Consider the following 18352-nt stretch of genomic DNA (forward strand, 5'->3'; position numbering starts at 1 on the left):
CGAGAAAACCCGACCGATACGCGAGCGGCCGCACTCGATCCCGAGTGCGGCCGCTTCGTCGTATCCATTCCTGTTTCTGTCCTTATTTCGCGAGCGCCTGCTCGACGTCGGCCAGCAGGTCGCTGATGTCCTCGATGCCGACCGAGAGCCGCACCAGATCCGCGGGCACCTCCAGCAGCGAGCCCTCGGTGGACGCGTGCGTCATGGCGCCGGGGTGCTCGATCAGCGATTCGACGCCGCCCAGCGACTCGGCGAGGGTGAAGATCTCGGTCCGCGAGCAGAAGTCGTGGGCCGCTTCCTTGCCGCCGTGCAGCCGCACCGAGATCATCCCGCCGAACCGGCGCATCTGCTTGTCGGCGACCACGTGTCCGGGGTGCTCGGGCAGACCGGGGTAGATGACCTGGGAGATGGCCGGATGCTTGGCGAGGAAGTCGGCGAGGGTCTCCGCGTTGTCGCAGTGCCGCTCCATGCGCACCGCGAGCGTCTTGGTGCCGCGCATGGTGAGGAACGAATCGAACGGACCGGGCACCGCGCCCGCGCCGTTCTGCAGGAAGCCGAACGCCGCGTCCAGCTCCGCGTCGTCGGTGATCAGCGCGCCACCCACCACGTCGGAATGTCCGCCCAGGTACTTGGTGGTCGAGTGCACCACGATGTCGGCGCCGAGCAGCAGCGGCTGTTGCAGGTACGGGGTGGCGAAGGTGTTGTCCACCACGAGCTTCGCCCCCGCGGCGTGCGCGACGTCGGCGAGCGCGGGGATGTCGCCGATGCTCAGCAGCGGGTTGGTCGGGGTCTCGACCCAGATCAGTTTGGTGTTCGGGCGGATCGCCGCGCGCATCTCGTCGGTGTTGAACACGTGCGCGGGCGAGTGCTCGATGCCCCACTGGCTGAAAACCTTGTCGATCAGCCGGAAAGTGCCGCCGTAAGCGTCGTCCGGGATGACGATGTGATCGCCGGGGCGCAGCGTCGCGCGCAGCGCACAGTCGGTCGCGGCCATGCCGGATGCGAAAGCCCTTCCGTACCGGCCGGATTCGAGTGCGGCCAGGTTCGCTTCGAGCGCGGTCCGCGTCGGGTTGCCGGTGCGCGCGTACTCGTAGCCGCCGCGCAGGCCGCCGACGCCGTCCTGAGCGAAGGTCGAGCTCGCGTAGATGGGCACGTTGACCGCGCCGGTCTGGGGGTCGGGATCGAATCCGGCGTGCACGGCGCGTGTGGAGAATCCCAGCTCACTCATGGGGACAGCGTAAAGGGGGGCGTTTTCGGAGCATCCGCCCGGGGCGCGTCGTGACGCCCGTCTCGGTCTCGATCGCAGCCGATCGGCCGACCAGCAACCGCCCGCGGATTCGTTCCGGCGAGCTTCCTGCGGCGGCGCGATTTACGCTGACTGCATGGTCACTGTCGAAGAACTGTTCGCGATCGATTCCCTGCTTTCCGGGGAGGAGCGGGAGATCCGAGATACCGTCGCAGCATTCGCCGCGCAGCGGCTGCGACCGCATATCGCGGACTGGTTCGAGGCAGGCACCTTCCCGGCTCGTGAGATCGCGCCGGAGCTCGGCAAGCTCGGTCTGCTCGGCATGCACCTGGAGGGTTACGGCTGCGCCGGGATGTCCGCGACGGCGTACGGCCTGGCCTGTCAGGAGCTGGAGGCGGTCGATTCCGGCGTGCGCAGCATGGTGTCGGTGCAAGGCTCGCTGGCGATGACCGCGATCCACAGGTTCGGCTCCGAGGAGCAGAAGCAGCGGTGGCTGCCGGACATGGCCGCGGGCGCCGCACTGGGCTGTTTCGGACTGACCGAGCCCGACTTCGGCTCCAATCCCGGCGGCATGCGCACCAGGGCCAAGCGCGACGGCGACGACTGGGTGCTCAACGGGTCGAAGATGTGGATCACCAATGGCTCGGTGGCCGATGTCGCGGTGGTGTGGGCCTACGCCGAGGACGACGACGCCAAGCCCGTGGTCCGCGGTTTCCTGGTGCCGGCGGGGACGCCGGGCTTCACCGCACGGGAGATGCATCGCAAGCTCTCGCTGCGCGCATCGATCACGGCCGAACTCGATTTCGACGATGTCCGGTTGCCCGCCGACGCGGTGCTGCCCGAATCGCGCGGGCTGAGTTCGCCGCTGGCCTGCCTGAGCGAGGCGCGCTTCGGCATCATCTTCGGCGCACTGGGCGCGGCCCGGGACTGCCTGAGCGCCGCCGTCGAATACTCGAGGACCCGCGAGGTTTTCGACAAGCCGCTGGCCGGCTACCAGCTCACCCAGGGCAAGCTCGCCGACATGGCGCTCGAGCTCGGCAAGGGACAGCTGCTCGCGCTGCACCTCGGCCGGCTGAAGGATCGCGGCGAGATCAGCGCCGAACAGATCAGCGCGGGCAAGCTGAACAGCACGAGGGAGGCGATCGCCATCGCGCGTGAATGCCGCACCATCCTCGGCGCCAACGGCATCACGCTCGACTACCCGGTACTGCGGCACGCCAACAATCTGGAATCGGTGCTCACCTACGAGGGGACCGCGGAGGTGCACCAGCTCGTGCTCGGCAAGGCGCTCACCGACGCGAACGCATTCCGCTGAGGTCATGCGGGTAATTTGCTGGAAATTCCGGGGAGCATGCGGACAATCGGTCGAACATCACGGTTTTATGGATTTTCGCCGATTGCTAGCATGAACTAGTGTTTCCGCTCGGCCCCGCGTTGCTCGAAGTGTCGGCACGCAGATTGTTGAACCGCCTGCACACGACGCACGGGGCGCCTGCTCGCACGGCCGCCGCGGAATTTCCGTTGGTCTCGGCGGCACTCGATCAGCACGCGGCCGCCGTACGCGACATTCTCGACATGGGCGTCGAAGGCGCGAGCTCGGTTCCCGCGACGGTATTGCTCGCCGGATACGTCAGAGGGCTGCTCGACCACGCGAGTCCCGCGAACGCCGACACTGTCCCGTTCGTCAGCGGCGCACCCGAGGGCACGCACGGCTGGCTGAACGCCGGCTGGCTGCAACTGCGTCTGGCTGGAGTCTGCCTGCACGACGCCGGTCGACAGGGCTGAAAGAACGTCCGCCCCGGGCATCACCCGGGGCGGACGTTTCCATCGCCGGTTCTACCGCATGTCGCGCGGCTCGGTGTTGTAGTCCGTGTACTCGTCGCCGCCCTGGGTGTAGTTGCCTTGCGGATAGTTTCCGCCCTGCGGGTAGCCGCCGCTCTGCGGGTAGGCCGGGTCTTGTCCTTGGGCGTAACCATGTTGTCCGTCTTCGGCGTAACCACCGCCGTCGGGATACCCCTCCGAGTAGCCGCCCGCCTGACCGCCCAGCGCGTGGGCGCCGCCCTGCTGGTAACCGACGCCCTGGCCGTAGCCACTGCTCGGCGCCGGGGTCATACCGGGCCGCGGCTGCGCGTAGCCGCCCTGCGAACGCCCACCCGTCATGGCCGCTTCCTGGACCCACTGCTGAGCGGGCACGGGCCGCCGCGCCCACTGCTGTTCGCGGGCGATGTCCTCGCGGCCGCGCTGGTAGGCGTCCGCGTGGCCTTTGACCGCGGGCATCTCTGCCTCGATATTGCGTAGCCAGGCGTCCCAGCGCCGCTGCATCGGCCGGATCAGGCCGCCGCCCACGCCGACCACCAGGATGCCGCCGACGGTGGCGAGCACCGCGATCAGAATCGGGACGGTCACCGAGGTGGCGACACCGATCTGGTTCAGCGCCGCGATGATGCCGACGCCCCAGACGAACGCCGCCGCCAGCCTGCCGACCACGGCGCCGTAAGAAAGGCCGCCGAGCATGGTGCTGATCATCTCGCGCACCGCGTGGGCGATCGCGCCCGCGACGACCACGATGACGATCGCGACCGCGGCCTGCGGCAGCCAGGAGACGATGCCGTCGAGCACGTCGCTGACCGGATTCGGACCGAACACGCCGAAGCCGAGTTGCAGCGCGATCAGCAGGATCGCGTAATAAGCGAGCTTGGCGATCAGGTTCGAGGCGTCGTAGTTGCTGCGCGCGAGCATCCGCTTGACGCCGCCGCGCTCGACGAGCCGGTCGAATCCGACTCGTTCGAGCACCTTGCCGACGATCGTCGCCACCACTTTGGCCACGACCCAGCCGATGAGCAGAATGACCAGAAAACCGGCGAGCTTGGGCACGAACGTCGCGACCGAACTCCACGCGTCCGAAAGTCCCTGCTGGAAATCGATAGCCAAACTGGAGGTGTACACCGCGCCCTTCCCTTCGCTATCCGATTAAGCCATGGCGTTTGCCATGGCGATGTCCAGGCCGGTTATACCTCCGAGAGGCGCCGGAAATCCGTTATTTGCGCAGAATTTGCCCGGCGCGCCATGGCATTAGTTTTCGGAGACGAAGGTCGTTCGACACCCAGAGCACCGAGCCGCCGCGGTCACACCGGCGAGAGCGCCTCGGGCTAACCAAATCCCGTCGCCATCACCCGCCGCGGGTCTGCGCACACGCATAGCCGAACGTCGAATGTGATCTATAACACATTTCGATCGTGGTGGAGAAACTGCGCGCGATAGGAAGGCCGAGCGCCATGAGGCAACCGCCAAGAGAACCTCACCGCGGCCTAGGCCCTCGCGCGCCGAGCAGCGACTCGCTCGGCTGACCTGAGCGAGGTCGCGACCGCGGTCGGCGAGGCGAAATGGCCGTAGAGCGAGGGAGCGCGCATTGAAGAACGCGATACCACGACGCCGTGTACGCCGTGCACTCCTTCGACTTCGCCGTCGCCGACCTCACGCGCCACCAACTCACGTGACGCGTCGACACGCTGTGTGGCGTCAGCCGGACGCGACGGTGTCGCGGGTCAGTGGCCGATGCGGCCGGTGCTCAGGAAGCCGAGCAGGTCGTGGCGAGTGATGACGCCGACCGGTTTGCCGTCCTCGACGACCATCAGCGCGTCGGTGTCCGACAGCGCCTTGGTGGCCGCGGAGATGGGCTCGCCGGAGCCGATCAGCGGGAACGACGGGCTCATGTGCTCGGCCACCGAGTCGGTGAGCTGCGCGCGGCCTTCGAACACCGCGGAGAGCAGGTCGCGCTCGGTGACGCTGCCCGCGACCTCGCCCGCCATCACCGGCGGCTCGGCGCCGACGACCGGCATCTGCGACACGCCGTACTCGCGCAGGATCTCGATGGCGTCGCGCAGCGTCTCCGACGGGTGGGTGTGCACCAGGTCGGGCAGCTCGCCGGACTTGCCGCGCAGCACGTCGCCGACCAGCGGTTCCGGGCTGCCGTCGAGGCGGCCGCGCAGGAAGCCGTAGGAGCTCATCCACTCGTCGTTGAAGATCTTGGAGAGGTAACCGCGACCGCCGTCCGGCAGCAGCACCACGACCACCGCGTCCGGATCGCGGCGCGCCACCTCGATGGCGGCGACCACGGCCATACCGCAGGATCCGCCGACCAGCAGGCCCTCCTCGCGAGCCAGCCTGCGGGTCATGTCGAAGGAGTCTGCGTCGGAGACCGCGATGATCTCGTCCGGCACCGCCGGGTCGTAGGCCGAGGGCCAGAAATCCTCGCCGACGCCTTCCACCAGGTACGGGCGGCCGGTGCCGCCGGAGTACACCGACCCTTCCGGGTCGGCGCCGATGATCTCGACCTTGCCGCCCGAGACTTCCTTCAGGTACCGGCCGGTGCCGGTGATGGTGCCGCCGGTGCCGACGCCTGCGACGAAGTGGGTGATCTTGCCTTCGGTGTCGCGCCAGATCTCCGGGCCGGTGGTCTCGTAGTGGCTCTGCGGGCCGCCGGGGTTGGAGTACTGGTCGGGCTTCCACGCGCCATCGATCTCGCGGACCAGGCGATCGGAGACGCTGTAGTAGCTGTCCGGGTGGTCCGGCGGCACGGCGGTCGGGCAGACAACGACCTCGGCGCCGTAGGCGCGCAGCACATTGCGCTTGTCCTCGGAGACCTTGTCCGGGCAGACGAACACGCACTTGTAGCCGCGCTGCTGCGCCACCAACGCCAGCCCGACGCCGGTGTTGCCCGAGGTCGGCTCGACGATGGTGCCGCCCGGCTTCAGCAGTCCGGCCTTCTCGGCGGCGTCGATCATCTTCACCGCGATCCGGTCCTTGGCGCTGCCGCCCGGATTGAGGTATTCGATCTTGGCCGCGACGAGCCCGTCGGTCGGCCCCACCACACTGTTCAACCGGACCAGGGGCGTGTTGCCGATGAGGTCCACGACGTGATCCGCGATGCGCATAGCCCTATCGTTGCAGAAGGCCCGTTGTGACATGAGCTACGGTCCCGGCAGGCGGCAGCCCAACGTACCGGCGCAGGGGCCGGGAAATGCCGCCGATGGCGACGCTGTGAATTGGCGCACGTGCGTCCGGAGCGTCCGGTCGGCGACACGCCACGCGGCGAGGCGGCCGCCCTTAGGATCGGGAAACATGAGGCAGCCCACTATCACTCGCGCCGCCACAGTCATCGCCGCGACGGCGACGGCGGCGCTGATCGGGACCGGCGCGCAGGCCAACGCGGGCACCGTGTCGTTCCCGGCAGTGCCGACCATGGCGCACGGCGGACTGTGCTGGACCGCCATCCAGACCTGGGCCGACACCAGTCCCGAATATCCGGGCCGCGCGATCCTCAACGTTCGCGCGCTGCCGGTCGCCGGCATCGGCCCCGGCCAGTACCCGCTGGCGCCGCTGTGCGAGGTGCGCACCACCGTGGCGTGGCGCAATCTGAACACCGGGGCGACGGGCGCCTACGAGAACACGGTGGTCACCGGCATCTACGGCAGCATCCAGTACGCGCTGTTCCAGGACACCGGGCCGGGCCGCATCGAGGTGACCGTCACCACCGACGCGTTGAGCATCCCAGCGCGCGGCGTCTTCGACGTCGCATGACCGTTGGCCTCGGGAATTCGTTCGCGCCGAGGCGGTAGATCGGCCCGTAAAATTTCGGAACGTGGAAGCCCCTCGGATCAGCCTGCGCACGGCCGCCGTCACCGGTGCTGCGACGTTGCTCGCCGGTTCCGGAGCGGGTACCGCGTCGTGGGCCGCCTATCGGCTGCTCATGGCACAGGCGGGCGTCGCGCGCGGCGTGATCGGCCGCGACACTTCCAAACCGCCGGAGGCGGACGGTATCTACACCGCGGGCTGCGACGCGCCGGAGCCGTGGCGCGCCGGTAAGCACGCCGACCTGCACCTGATGATCTTCGGCGATTCCACCGCGGCCGGTGTCGGCTGCCTCACCGCGGACGGGGTGCCCGGCGTGCGGATCGCCCGCGCACTCGCCGACGCGAGCGGGAAGCGCATCCGGTTGAGCACCAAGGCGATCTCCGGCGCCACCTCCAAGGGCCTGGCCGGTCAGGTGGACGCCATGTTCGTCGCGGGACCGCCGCCGGACGCGGCGGTGATCTTCATCGGCGCCAACGACATCACCAAGAAGCACTCCGTCAGCGCCTCGGCCCGCAGGCTCGGCGCCGCGGTGGCCCGGCTGCATCTGGCGGGCAGCGTCGTCGTGGTCGGCACCTGCCCCGATCTGGGCGCGGTGTCCGCGATCCCGCAACCGCTGCGCACCATCGTGCGCAATTGGAGCGTTCGACTGGCCAGGGCCCAGTTCGCGGTCACCAACGCGGCGGGCGGGCACCCGGTGGTGCTGGGCGAGCTCGGTCCGGAATTCCGCACCGCCCCCGAGCAGATGTTCTCCGCCGACGGCTTCCACCCATCGGCCGCGGGCTACGAACTGGCCGCGGCGCGCGTGCTTCCCGCCCTGCTCGCCGCCCTCGAACAGCGCGGGCTGCGCACCGACCGCGACACGCGCGGCCCGCTTCGCGGACTCGCGGCCAGGCTGCGCGGGCTGGTTGCTCAGAAATCCGGCGTGATCGCGGCGGACGACGGCGAAGCGCGCAATGGCCGGGGCGGCGTTCCCGGCGCTCGACAGGTTCGGTACACATAGAGGTGCCAGTACAAAACTGAGCAGCAAGTACGAAGGAGCCCTCATGCCAGAGGCAGTTATCGTTTCGACCGCCCGCTCCCCCATCGGCCGGGCCCGCAAGGGCTCGCTGGTCGACATGCGGCCCGACGACCTGACCACCCAGATCGTGCGCGCGGCGCTCGACAAGGTTCCTGCGCTCGACCCCACCCAGATCGATGACCTGATCCTCGGCTGCGGCTCCCCCGGCGGCGAGCAGGGCTTCAACATCGCCCGGATCGTCGCGGTGCAGCTCGGCTACGACTTCGTTCCGGGCACCACCGTGCACCGGTACTGCGCCTCCTCGCTGCAGTCCACCCGCATGGCGTTCCACGCCATCAAGGCGGGCGAGGGCGACGTCTTCATCTCCGCGGGTGTCGAGACCGTCTCGCGCTACGTCAGCGGCTCGGCCGACAGCTGGCCGAACACCCAGAACCCGCTGTTCGACGAGGCCCAGGCCAGGACCGTGAAGACCGCCGAGGGCGGCGCGGGCATCTGGCACGACCCGCGCGAGGACGGTCTGATCCCGGACGCCTACATCGCGATGGGTCAGACCGCGGAGAACGTCGCCGGCTTCACCGGCATCTCCCGCGAGGACCAGGACCGCTGGGGCGTGCGTTCGCAGAACCGCGCGGAGGAGGCCATCAAGAACGGCTTCTTCGAGCGCGAGATCACCCCGATCACCCTGCCGGACGGCACCGTGGTCTCCACGGACGACGGCCCGCGCGCCGGCGTCACCTACGAGGCGGTCTCCCAGCTGAAGCCGGTCTTCCGCCCGGACGGCACCGTCACCGCGGGCAACTGCTGCCCGCTCAACGACGGCGCGGCCGCGCTGGTCATCATGAGCGACACCAAGGCCAAGGAGCTCGGCCTGACCCCGCTCGCGCGGATCGTGTCCACCGGCGTGTCCGGCCTGTCGCCGGAGATCATGGGTCTCGGCCCGATCGAGGCCGTCAAGCGCGCGCTGGCGCTGGCGGGCAAGACGGTCGACGACATCGACCTGTTCGAGATCAACGAGGCATTCGCCGTGCAGGTGCTCGGCTCGGCCCGCGAGCTGAAGATCGACGAGGACAAGCTGAACGTCTCCGGCGGCGCCATCGCGCTCGGCCACCCGTTCGGCATGACCGGCGCCCGCATCACCACCACGCTCATCAACAACCTCCAGACCTACGACAAGCAGTTCGGTGTGGAGACCATGTGCGTCGGCGGCGGCCAGGGCATGGCCATGGTCATCGAGCGACTGAGCTGACGTTCGTCCGCATCGCTACGACGAAGGCGGCCGCCGGGATTTCCCGGCGGCCGCCTTTGTGTTCGTCAGCGGTGCTCGACCGCGGTCACTAGTCGTTCTGGAAGTAGCTCAGCAGTCGCAGGATCTCGACGTACAGCCAGACCAGGGTGACGGTCAGGCCGAGGGCGACGCCCCAGGCCGCCTTCTCCGGGGCCTGCGCCCGGATCAGCTGGTCGGCGGCGTCGAAGTCGAGCAGGAAGCTGAACGCGGCGATCGCGATGCAGACCAGGCTGAACACGATGGCGATCGGACCGCCGTCGCGCAGGCCGAAGCCGCCGTCGGTGAAGAAGCTCGCGACCAGGTTGCCCAGCATGAGCACCACGACGCCGATGGTGGCGCCGATGAGCATGCGGGTGAACCGCGGCGTCACGCGGATCGCGCCCGTCTTGTAGACGACGAGCATGCCCGCGAACACACCGAAGGTGCCGAGCACCGCCTGACCGATCAGCGCGCTACCGCCCGTGCCACCGAACGTGATGTCGGTGAACATGAACGACAGGGCGCCGAGGAACAGGCCCTCCGCGACGGCGTAGCCCAGCACGATGGCCGGGTTGTCCATCTTGTTGGCGAAGCTGGCGATCAGCACGAGCACCAGGCCGACGAGACCGCCGACGATCACGAACAACGGCGCGAGGCTCGTGTTGGCCGCGGTGAGGCCGAAGGCGACGAGCGCCGAGAGGGTCAGCACGCCGAGCGTGATGCCCGTCTTGGTCACCACGTCGTCGATGGTCATGGCCCGGGTGGTTGGCGGGGCCTGCTGGTACGGCTGGTACTGGTTGGGGTACTGGTTACCGAACTGCTGTCCGTACTGCCCGGCACCCGCTACACCCGAACCGAAGTTGGCGTAGCCGCCGCCCTCTTGCCTGGGCAGGTTTCTGAAGACCGGATTGCTCGAGGTGCGCACCGTGAGTGCCTTTCTTGAGTCGTTGCCGCTGTCTGCCGAGCTGCTGCTCGATATCCAACTGCCTGGTCCAACGTACGGCACTCGTGTCGAGTTCCCGAGACGTTCACCAAGGCGGACAATTCGGACTCTACCGTTGCCTGACGTCGTGCAGGCCACGCACCGATCTTGTCACAGTGAACTTCCGGTTCCGGCCGATCACTTCGGTGCGCCCGACCATCCGCTCCACCACGCCGCGATAGTTGAGGTGGGTGTTGTACACGGTCCACAGTTCGCCGCCGGGGCGAAGCACGCGTCCGGTCTCGGCGAACATCTTGATGGCCGAGCCGGTGTGCACCGCCGCGCCGACATGGAACGGCGGATTGCACAGCACCAGATCGGCGCTGTTGTCGGCGGCCGATGACATCGCGTCGTCGCGCACCACCGTCACCCGGTCGGCCACGTCGTTGGCGACCGCCGTCGCGCGCGCCGAAGCCACCGCGGCGGCTGATTGATCGGTGCCGACCACCCGCAGCGCCGGGCGGGCCTTGGCCAGCGCCACCGCCAGAATGCCTGTGCCGCAGCCGAGGTCGATGGCGTCGCGGGCGTCCGGCTTCATCCATTTCAGGTGCTGCAACAGGAATCTGGTGCCGATGTCGAGGCGCGGGCCGGAGAACGCGGCACCGTGCGCGACGACCTCGATGCCCACCTCGTCCAAGGACTCGCGCACCGGGAACCGGGGCTCGCCAACGGGCTTGGGTCCCTCGATGAAGAGCGTGCGCGACTTCTGCCTGCCCCGGCTGGCGTTGACCGTCGAAAACGACTCCCCGAGTACGTCGTTCATGGACTTGGTCAGATACTTGTCGCGTCCGCCCGCGATTACGCTCACCCCGGGGTCGGCGTACCGCGCGATGGCTTCCGCCACCTCCGCCAGTCCGGCCAGCACCCTCGGCAACCGCAGCATCACGACCTCGACGCCGCGCAGCAGATCCTCGCCGAGCGCGTGCGCGGTGTAGCGGTCCGCCAACCCGAGCGTGCGAGCGTTGTTGGCCAGCGCCAGTTCCCCGGTGAGCAGATCCTGGTGCACGCGAACGTCGCGCAAGTCGTGTCGCGCGATCGCCCCGAGGGTCAGCGCGCCGTAGTTGTCACCGATAACGGCAATCTTCCCGCTACCAGCCGCCTCGATCGGATCGACGGCCACGTCGAGGATCAACCGGTCGGCGGCATCGACGGCATAGAGGTTCAGCGCCTCCACATCCGGATACCGCCGCAGTCGGCCAAGCACATCCTCGACATCGTCCACACGTCAAGTGTGCTAGATCGTTGCCCAATAGTCGCGTCCACCCCGGCATATCGCGCGTCCGCCTTTTTCCGAGCTCGGCATATTCCTTCTGAAACGTTCTGCCACAAGGAGACTCGCGACTTCCTCGGCTGCGCCGTCGGCTCCGGCGGCCGGGCGGCGGCGTGTCCCTTCGACGAATCCGCACCGGCTCGTCGTCGATTCGGTTTTGCGCGTGCGTCATCTCACGTTCACTCCGTCGCGGGCCGATCCATCCGGCGTCGCCGTTGCGACGGGGGAGATCCGAACGAGAGCACCGGCGCTTCACATCCGGACGGCCGCGTGCTGCGTGGGTTCGGCGATCGACGGACTCACCCGACCGTAACCAAATCGACTGCACAGCAACCGATCACCGCATCGTTCGTTCGAGCGAGACAGCGGACCGGACGTGCAGCCGCCTCGCCTGGCAAGTTTCCGGACACGAGACCTGCGGCACACCGAGTCTCGCATTGTCCCCTTTCATGGCACCGGCGCTGCGTACCATCGGCCCATGCGCAACAAGATGGTGTTGACCGTCGCGCTCGCGGCGGCTCTGATCGCAGGCTGTGACGACGCCGAAACCGGCTCGGCCACGACGACGCCCCCGCCGCCCACCACCACGGGCTCGCTGGTGGAAGCGCCGGCGGCCCCCGCGCCGGGGGACGCGGCGCCCAAACAAGGCACGCCATCGAGCGGCGCCGGGCTCACCGTCACGGACCTGCGCATCGGCCACCATCCCGGTTTCGACCGCGTCGTCTACGAGCTCGGCGGCACCGGAACTCCTGGCTGGATCGTGCAATACACCGATCGCGCGATACAGGACGGCAGCGGCAAGGAGATCGAGGTAGCCGGACAGTCCGTTCTCGAAGTGCAGATCACCGGCTCGGCCTACCCCTTCGACAGCGGCGTCACGCCCTACTCCGGCCCCGACCCGGCCACCGACCCGAGCGCACCAACCATCGCGGGCGTCTATCGCACCGCGGTCTTCGAAGGCACCACCCAGTCCTTCATCGGCGTCGACGCCGACCGCCCAGGCTTCTCCGTCACCGCCATGTCCAACCCGACCCGCCTCGTGATCGACATCGCATCCTCCTGACCCGCCGAGCCCGGCAGACCTTCGACACGCTTCGCAGCGGCTACAAGCCCTGCGAGGCGTGTGAAGCGTGTGCGACGACCGTATCGCGGCGGTCGGGGGGTGTGTGAGCAGCGAAGTATCGCTGGTACACACAGGGGGTATAGGTAGCCACGAATGGCGCCCGCTACCCTGATCCATGTGGCCGCACCGCACGCTTCCCAGCAGGCATCCGGGTTCACCCGGATGCTGAGCGTGCTCACTCTGATCGCTGGCATCGCGGCCATGCATGTCGGCATCTTCACCACACCCGCCGCCGAGCACCGCCTCGCTGCCTCAGCGGTCGGCCCTTTCGCGACGACACATCACGCCGCTACCGCCGCGGGCGCAGGCGCCGACGTCGCACCGACCCCAGACCACTCGGCGGACGGAGACCGAACAAGCGACGAACGCGCGGCGATCGCTGCCCATTCGACCGCCGTCGGCAGTACTTCCGCCCAGCTCTTGGCGGGCGAGAGTCATGAATCTGGGCTGCGTGCGCTGGCGGCCGACCCTGCCAGCCCGGCGGCCGAACCGTCTGCGCCGTCCGTCCGCTCCGCCGACGGCCGCGCGCTTCTGATCGGCGGCGCATACAAGGAACCCCGCGAGCATGGCGGCCTCGGTAGCTACAGCACCACGCCGGTCGCCGTCATCGACGGCACCACCGGGACGCAGGCCGCTGTAATCCACAGCGCCAGCGCAGCACGGCCCGCAACCATCAACGAGTTCCTGGCAACCCCCTCCGCGGAACCCGGATGCGCCGACTGCGGCGACGGCCACGCGGGTCCGCATGCCTGCGTCTTCATCCTGACCGCGTTCGCCCTGGCGGTCCTGCTCGTTGCGCTGTACCGAATCTGTAGTGGTCGGCCCGCTGACGGCGGCGGCCCGAAACCTCGCCACTGGCGACCCAGACGTGAACGTCCACCGCCTTGGACCGTGTTGTCCCTCGCCGAATTGTCGATTCTGCGGATCTGACAGGTCCACCGCGTCGTGCTGCCGTACGGACGCGGTTCCGCCTGCCCATTTCACTGTGCGTTTTCGCAATTCCCAAGGAGTTCGACCATGTTCATCACCCGTACCCGCATCACCGTGGCCACCATCGCCGCGGGCGCTCTCCTGTTCGCCGCCGCATGTGGCGACGGTTCCGATTCGATGTCCGGCACGTCGCCGAGCACCGCCGCGCCGGCGACCTCCGCCGTCCGCACCGATTTCAACAACGCCGACGTCACCTTCCTGCAGATGATGTACCCGCATCACGCCCAAGCCGTCGAGATGGCGAAGCTGGTTCCCAGCCACACCCAGAACCCGCAGCTGCTCGCGCTCGCCGCGGATGTCGAGAAGGCGCAGGCGCCCGAGATGGAGCAGATCAGCTCGCTGTTGCAGAGTTTCGGCAAGCCCGCCCCGACCGCCGGTGGCGGACACGAGGGCCACGGTATGCCCGGCATGATGTCGCCCGAGCAGATGTCGGCGTTGCAGGCGGCGTCCGGCGCCGAATTCGACCGCATGTGGCTCGAGATGATGATCCAGCACCACGCGGGCGCGATCGATATGGCGAAGACCGAACTGGCCGACGGCGTCAATCCCGATGCGCAGGCGCTGGCCCGCTCGGTGATCACCGCACAGGAGGCGGAGATAGCGACCATGCGCACCATGCTCGGCCAGAGCTGATCGCGCGATCGGTCCGCATCGGTCCCGATCCGGGTTCGATGCGGACCGGTCGGACCGGTCCACGCCAGGCGGTATCGGTTGACCATCGATATAGGCCCGCCACGCTGACGGGGCACGGGCCGCGAAGTAACGTCGTAAGGTCCGGTCTCCTCCGCGCCGGACGCACCGAGGGGAAAGGCGAACGGACATGCGAAGACTGGAGCGCGCAGGCATGACCGCCGCCGCGGCGGCAACCGCGACCGGCATCATTTTCATCGGCGCCTGCTCCACGCAGGTCACCGGCAACCCCCAGGTCAACCAGACCGAGTTGGCCGCGTACACGTCCGAGGTCGCCGCCTCCTCCGCCGCCGCCTCGTCGTCGCGGGCGGCGGCCGTCGAACACGCGGCCGAAGCCGCCTGCGGCGCCTTCGCGGCGGCGAACGACAGCTCGGTGGATTCGTTCAACGCCTACATCGACGCCAGCAACAACAACGCGCCCGACGCCAACGCCAAGGCCACCGCCGCCGTCAGCACACTGCGCGCCAATGCCCGCAACGTGGATCAGAAGCTGAGCAAGGACGTCCCACCGAATGTCGCGAGCACGCTGCGCGCCTACCGGGACGACACCAACGCACTCGCCGACCTGCTCGAACGCCGCGTGGATGTGGACACGCTCAACGCCGCCATCGACAAGTTCAACGCGACCAAGAACTCCGCGCGCGAAGCCTGTCGAGGCCACTGATCCGAGTCACCCGCCACCGCCGGGCTCAGGGCCGTCGAACGCTCCCTTACCAGGCCGCGGTCTTCTGCTTCGCTTCCGAACCCTGTTGTCTCGCAGGCTGATTCCTCCGCTGTAAGACGAGCAGCGCGGCACCGGCCGCCAACGCGACGCAGGCGATGAACCCGATGAGCAGCGCCCACCCTCGGGCGCCGAGCGCAGCGAGCGCGACGGCCGGAATCACCGTGAGCAATCCGATTCCGACCAGCACGAAGCCCGCCCAATTCCGGGTGTCGGCCATCGTCTCCCCTGGTTGAGGTCCGGGCGTGCGGGCGATGTCCGGTGCGTCATCGAGCGGGGGAATCTCCCACGTGCCGTCGGATGCCATGGTGCGACCACCTCGTTCGGTTCGTACGCGATACGTTCGGCAGCTGGGTATCCCAACTCACCGCGGCGAAACCGTCCGAACGAACTCGCCGGTACTCCAAGGCGATCGGGAGCCTCGGCCGGTATCGCTCACCCAGCGAGCGCACGACCTCGCAGGTCACCACGATTGCCGAATCTGTATACTGCGCCGAGCAATTCGGCGACGAACGGCCCGGGCTGCGGCAGCTCGTAACCCGGCGGCCAGAGCCAGCGGCGTTCCTCGGACGTCGGCTTGCTGGATTCGCTGAGCAGCGGCAGCGTGACGTGTTCGCCCCATTCCGCGATCCGCACGCCGGCCTCGGAGAGCAGGCCGCGGTGCGCGGATTCGCAGATGCCCGCGGTCAGGAAGACCCACCGACCGGTGTCCGGGTCGACGAAGACGGGACCGGCGTGCTGCGCGGGCTGCAACAAGGTCTGCAGGCGCGCGCCGAGCCCGTCGGGCATGGTCACGACCCCCACCACGCCCACCCGGAGGACCACCTGGGTCCCCATGATCGCGACGGGGAATCGGTACATCTCCCGATAGGTCACGAAGGTCTGCCGCAATGTCATCGTCGCCATCCACCTTCCACGGGTCGGCAGGCTTGTGGAATCGATCGCGAGGCAGCGAGATCAGCCGCCGCGTCGCGTTCTCTTTCGATCGTCCAGCCGCGAAGCACGCCCGGCAACGCGATCGGCGATCGCTGGGGAAATCACCAGTGCGGCGCGCGCCGGGCTGGAGATCCCACAACGCGCCGCCCCGTGATTGGCCGGGCCGATCGCGGGTAACCGGCATACATGGAGCTACTGGTGATCATCGGGATCGCCGTGCTCGTCGGCGCGGTGGTCCTGTCTCGCAAGATGTCCGGACGGCGACCTGGAGCGCCGGAGTCTCCAGGCAACGACGGGGAGTGATTCCGATGGCGGCAATGGACCCCGATCCCGCACGCACCCCGGATCTGGAACCGGGCGGTGGCGTCGCCCCGGGTGCGACTCCGCCGGAAACAGCGCAGACCTCCGGCCTGTCCGCGCCGGAGCCGCGCACCAGGCACCGGTTCCCCGGAACCGGCATCGCCGCGCTGGCCGTGACGATCGCCTTGGTCGTCCTGTTCACGGTGGTCGCGATTGCGATAATCGTGTCGCTGATCTGACCCGGATGGGCCGACCACACACTTCGGTGAGCGGCGTGCGCCCCTAAGATACGACTTGTGTCTAAGACGTACTCATCGGCCGAGCACGCCTATCGCGAGGTCAAAGAGCGCATTCTCACGGGTGCGCTGCCCGGCGGAGAGCTGATCAGCGAGGGCGAGATCGCCGCCGCGCTCGGCACCTCGCGCACACCCGTGCGCGAGGCTTTTCTCCGGCTGGAGACCGAGGGGTGGATGCGGCTCTACCCGAAGCGCGGCGCGCTCGTCGTGCCGATCCCGCCCGACGAAGCCGAGCACGTCGCGCACGCCAGGTATGTCGTCGAGACCGCGGCCGTCCGCGTATTGGTCGCCGCCGACCCCGCCGCCGTCGCGGCTTCGTTGCGCGCTTCTCTCGACCGTCAGCGCGCGCTGGCGGCGACCGAGGACCTGGACGCCTTCGCCGTCGAAGACACCGACTTCCACCGCGCCTACGTTGTCGCCGCGGGCAATCCGCTGCTCAGCGGCTTCTACGATTCGCTGCGCGAGCGGCAGCGCCGGATGAACAGCGTCGCCCTGCGGCGCGGCCCGTTGGACGTCGACCGGATCATCGACCAGCACGCCCGGCTGGCGGAGCTGATCACCGCCAGCGACGTGGAAGGTTTCGCGGCGGCGCTGATCGACCACCTCGCCGGGGTGCACCAGCTGGAACTACGTGGCCTGTGATGACGACCCTGACCGACCTACGCCCCGTCCGATCGGCCACCGCAACCAAGCACTGGTGGGGCGTCGCCGCCGCGGTGTTCACCATCGCCTGGAGCGGAAACGAATTCACTCCGCTGCTGGTCATGTACAAGAGCCACGGGCTGGCGCCGACCACTGTGGATCTGCTGCTCTTCTACTACGTGCTCGGCATCGTGCCCGCGCTGCTGATCGGCGGCCCGCTCTCGGACCGCTACGGCCGCCGCAAGCTCCTGCTGCCCGCTCCGCTGATCGCCGCGAGCGGATCGCTGCTGCTCGCCTTCGGCTCCTGCTCGGTGCCCGCGCTCGCGGCGGGACGCGTGTTGTGCGGCGTCGCCCTCGGCTTGGCGATGGCGGTGGGCAGCAGCTGGCTCAAGGAACTCTCGCAACCCCCTTACGGCCGCGCCCTGCCCGCAGGTACCGGTGCGCGCCGCTCCGCGATGAGCCTCACCGGCGGGTTCGCCATCGGGGCGGGCACCGCCGGGGTGCTCGCGCAATGGGCTCCGCTGCCGAACACGCTCGCCTACCTGATCAACGCCGCCCTCTGTCTCGCGGCAGCGGCGTGGCTGTCCCGCGCACCGGAAACCGTTCCGCCGCAGGAGAACCCCGGCCGTCTCAGCGACGACTTGAAGATTCCCGCCGCCGGTCACCGCCGCTTCCGCTACGTCGCGCTGCCCGCGGCATTGTGGTTGTTCACTTCCGCCGCAACGGCTTACGCGGTCATGCCGACGCTCATGCTGCCGCACGTACACGGCGCACCCATCGCGTTCTCGGCGCTGATCACCGTAATCACCCTCGGCTGCGGATTCACCATTCAGTCGGTGGCCCGCCGCATCGACCGGCCTGGCACCGCCCGCGCCGCAGCCGTCGGCCTGGCCCTTGTCACCTGCGGAATGCTCGCCGCGACATGGGCTTCCGGCGCGCTCACACTCGGCGCGACCGTCCTCACCGCCGTCATCCTCGGCGCCGGCTACGGCATCGGGCTCGTCGCGGGCCTACAGGAAATCGAACGCATCGCCCGGCCGGACGATCTCGCCGGGCTAACGGCGGTGTTCTACTCGGTCAGTTATCTGGGATTCGGCGTTCCGGCGGGGCTGTCGTACCTGCATCAGCACGCGGGGTTCAGTTATCCGGCTATGTACTCCGGGCTGGCCGTGACCGCGGCGGGGTGTTTGGTTCTCGTGCTTCGGAACTACCGGGTGGCGCCGGAGGCTCGCCGCTAGGT

General features: G+C 68.6%; 19 protein-coding genes. 12 read left to right on the forward strand and 7 right to left on the reverse strand.

Annotated elements, in window-relative coordinates; translation table 11 throughout:
- Positions 1 to 82: 82 nt before the first annotated feature.
- Positions 83 to 1228, reverse strand: a complete 1146-nt coding sequence (locus tag NX1_RS00190; RefSeq protein ID WP_068051750.1) for a cystathionine gamma-synthase — start codon at positions 1226 to 1228, stop codon at positions 83 to 85.
- Positions 1229 to 1382: 154 nt separating this feature from the next.
- Between NX1_RS00190 and NX1_RS00195 the strand changes: the two genes are divergently transcribed.
- Positions 1383 to 2561 (forward strand): acyl-CoA dehydrogenase family protein, encoded by a 1179-nt coding sequence (locus NX1_RS00195; RefSeq protein ID WP_068051753.1) that lies wholly within the window; start codon positions 1383 to 1385, stop codon positions 2559 to 2561.
- A 98-nt stretch (positions 2562 to 2659) separates the two neighbouring features.
- Positions 2660 to 3031 (forward strand): DUF6401 family natural product biosynthesis protein, encoded by a 372-nt coding sequence (locus NX1_RS00200; RefSeq protein WP_068051756.1) that lies wholly within the window; start codon positions 2660 to 2662, stop codon positions 3029 to 3031.
- Positions 3032 to 3082: 51 nt separating this feature from the next.
- Here the strand turns inward: NX1_RS00200 and NX1_RS00205 are convergent, their stop codons facing one another.
- Together NX1_RS00205 and NX1_RS00210 are read right to left on the reverse strand one after the other, a co-directional pair.
- Positions 3083 to 4192, reverse strand: a complete 1110-nt coding sequence (locus NX1_RS00205; RefSeq protein WP_084500704.1) for a mechanosensitive ion channel family protein — start codon at positions 4190 to 4192, stop codon at positions 3083 to 3085.
- A 599-nt stretch (positions 4193 to 4791) separates the two neighbouring features.
- Positions 4792 to 6180: a cystathionine beta-synthase gene (locus NX1_RS00210; protein ID WP_068051759.1), complete on the reverse strand. Its 1389-nt coding sequence runs from the start codon at positions 6178 to 6180 to the stop codon at positions 4792 to 4794.
- A 187-nt stretch (positions 6181 to 6367) separates the two neighbouring features.
- Between NX1_RS00210 and NX1_RS00215 the strand changes: the two genes are divergently transcribed.
- From NX1_RS00215 to NX1_RS00225, 3 genes are all read left to right on the forward strand, one after another.
- A complete protein-coding gene (locus tag NX1_RS00215) occupies positions 6368 to 6826 on the forward strand; it encodes a hypothetical protein (RefSeq protein WP_068051762.1) in 459 nt (152 codons plus the stop codon).
- Between the two features lie 61 nt (positions 6827 to 6887).
- Positions 6888 to 7880, forward strand: coding sequence for an SGNH/GDSL hydrolase family protein (locus tag NX1_RS00220; protein WP_068051765.1), 993 nt, complete (start codon positions 6888 to 6890; stop codon positions 7878 to 7880).
- 43 nt (positions 7881 to 7923) lie between these two features.
- Positions 7924 to 9144, forward strand: a complete 1221-nt coding sequence (locus NX1_RS00225) for an acetyl-CoA C-acetyltransferase (protein WP_068051768.1) — start codon at positions 7924 to 7926, stop codon at positions 9142 to 9144.
- A gap of 88 nt (positions 9145 to 9232) precedes the next feature.
- On the opposite strand, the gene NX1_RS00230 is transcribed toward NX1_RS00225, so the two are convergent.
- Positions 9233 to 10087, reverse strand: a complete 855-nt coding sequence (locus NX1_RS00230) for a Bax inhibitor-1/YccA family protein (RefSeq protein ID WP_068051771.1) — start codon at positions 10085 to 10087, stop codon at positions 9233 to 9235.
- 127 nt (positions 10088 to 10214) lie between these two features.
- Positions 10215 to 11366 (reverse strand): class I SAM-dependent methyltransferase, encoded by a 1152-nt coding sequence (locus tag NX1_RS00235; protein ID WP_068051774.1) that lies wholly within the window; start codon positions 11364 to 11366, stop codon positions 10215 to 10217.
- A gap of 526 nt (positions 11367 to 11892) precedes the next feature.
- Here NX1_RS00235 and NX1_RS00240 point away from each other — a divergent pair.
- The 4 genes from NX1_RS00240 (at position 11893) to NX1_RS00255 (ending at position 14881) form a co-directional block, all read left to right on the forward strand.
- Positions 11893 to 12477: an AMIN-like domain-containing (lipo)protein gene (locus tag NX1_RS00240; protein ID WP_068051776.1), complete on the forward strand. Its 585-nt coding sequence runs from the start codon at positions 11893 to 11895 to the stop codon at positions 12475 to 12477.
- 177 nt (positions 12478 to 12654) lie between these two features.
- On the forward strand, positions 12655 to 13467 hold the full coding sequence (locus NX1_RS00245; protein ID WP_169812151.1) for a DUF6153 family protein: 813 nt from the start codon (positions 12655 to 12657) through the stop codon (positions 13465 to 13467).
- 87 nt (positions 13468 to 13554) lie between these two features.
- The gene (locus NX1_RS00250; RefSeq protein ID WP_068051780.1) at positions 13555 to 14160 is read left to right on the forward strand and encodes a DUF305 domain-containing protein; all 606 of its coding nucleotides are present in this window, start codon (positions 13555 to 13557) and stop codon (positions 14158 to 14160) included.
- A 187-nt stretch (positions 14161 to 14347) separates the two neighbouring features.
- Entirely contained in the window at positions 14348 to 14881 is a 534-nt protein-coding gene (locus NX1_RS00255) for an Rv2240c family protein (protein ID WP_068051783.1), read from the forward strand.
- 46 nt (positions 14882 to 14927) lie between these two features.
- Here the strand turns inward: NX1_RS00255 and NX1_RS00260 are convergent, their stop codons facing one another.
- Entirely contained in the window at positions 14928 to 15245 is a 318-nt protein-coding gene (locus tag NX1_RS00260; protein ID WP_068051786.1) for a hypothetical protein, read from the reverse strand.
- Positions 15246 to 15373: 128 nt separating this feature from the next.
- Entirely contained in the window at positions 15374 to 15835 is a 462-nt protein-coding gene (locus NX1_RS00265) for a hypothetical protein (protein ID WP_157119465.1), read from the reverse strand.
- 347 nt (positions 15836 to 16182) lie between these two features.
- On the opposite strand from NX1_RS00265, the gene NX1_RS00270 reads away from it, so the two are divergent.
- Genes NX1_RS00270 through NX1_RS00280 form a run of 3 tightly spaced genes read left to right on the forward strand, consistent with a single transcriptional unit; the run spans position 16183 to position 18350 of the window.
- Entirely contained in the window at positions 16183 to 16413 is a 231-nt protein-coding gene (locus NX1_RS00270) for a DUF6480 family protein (protein WP_068051793.1), read from the forward strand.
- 57 nt (positions 16414 to 16470) lie between these two features.
- Complete coding sequence (locus NX1_RS00275; protein ID WP_068051796.1) at positions 16471 to 17112, forward strand: GntR family transcriptional regulator; 642 nt, start codon at positions 16471 to 16473, stop codon at positions 17110 to 17112.
- Entirely contained in the window at positions 17112 to 18350 is a 1239-nt protein-coding gene (locus NX1_RS00280) for an MFS transporter (protein ID WP_068051799.1), read from the forward strand. Before NX1_RS00275 ends, NX1_RS00280 begins: the two co-directional genes overlap by 1 nt.
- Positions 18351 to 18352 lie beyond the last annotated feature (2 nt).

It is taken from the genome of Nocardia xishanensis NBRC 101358 (genome assembly GCF_001613365.1).
Classification (GTDB): Bacteria; Actinomycetota; Actinomycetes; order Mycobacteriales; family Mycobacteriaceae; genus Nocardia; species Nocardia xishanensis.

What these genes read in the sequence shown, in the direction of transcription:
- NX1_RS00190 (WP_068051750.1), bottom strand. Translation starts at nt 1,228, where the DNA reads ATGAGTGAGCTGGGATTCTCCACACGCGCCGTGCACGCCGGATTCGAT.
- NX1_RS00195 (WP_068051753.1), top strand. Translation starts at nt 1,383, where the DNA reads ATGGTCACTGTCGAAGAACTGTTCGCGATCGATTCCCTGCTTTCCGGG.
- NX1_RS00210 (WP_068051759.1), bottom strand. Translation starts at nt 6,180, where the DNA reads ATGCGCATCGCGGATCACGTCGTGGACCTCATCGGCAACACGCCCCTG.
- NX1_RS00215 (WP_068051762.1), top strand. Translation starts at nt 6,368, where the DNA reads ATGAGGCAGCCCACTATCACTCGCGCCGCCACAGTCATCGCCGCGACG.
- NX1_RS00225 (WP_068051768.1), top strand. Translation starts at nt 7,924, where the DNA reads ATGCCAGAGGCAGTTATCGTTTCGACCGCCCGCTCCCCCATCGGCCGG.
- NX1_RS00240 (WP_068051776.1), top strand. Translation starts at nt 11,893, where the DNA reads ATGCGCAACAAGATGGTGTTGACCGTCGCGCTCGCGGCGGCTCTGATC.
- NX1_RS00250 (WP_068051780.1), top strand. Translation starts at nt 13,555, where the DNA reads ATGTTCATCACCCGTACCCGCATCACCGTGGCCACCATCGCCGCGGGC.
- NX1_RS00255 (WP_068051783.1), top strand. Translation starts at nt 14,348, where the DNA reads ATGCGAAGACTGGAGCGCGCAGGCATGACCGCCGCCGCGGCGGCAACC.
- NX1_RS00260 (WP_068051786.1), bottom strand. Translation starts at nt 15,245, where the DNA reads ATGGCATCCGACGGCACGTGGGAGATTCCCCCGCTCGATGACGCACCG.
- NX1_RS00265 (WP_157119465.1), bottom strand. Translation starts at nt 15,835, where the DNA reads ATGACATTGCGGCAGACCTTCGTGACCTATCGGGAGATGTACCGATTC.
- NX1_RS00270 (WP_068051793.1), top strand. Translation starts at nt 16,183, where the DNA reads ATGGCGGCAATGGACCCCGATCCCGCACGCACCCCGGATCTGGAACCG.
- NX1_RS00280 (WP_068051799.1), top strand. Translation starts at nt 17,112, where the DNA reads ATGACGACCCTGACCGACCTACGCCCCGTCCGATCGGCCACCGCAACC.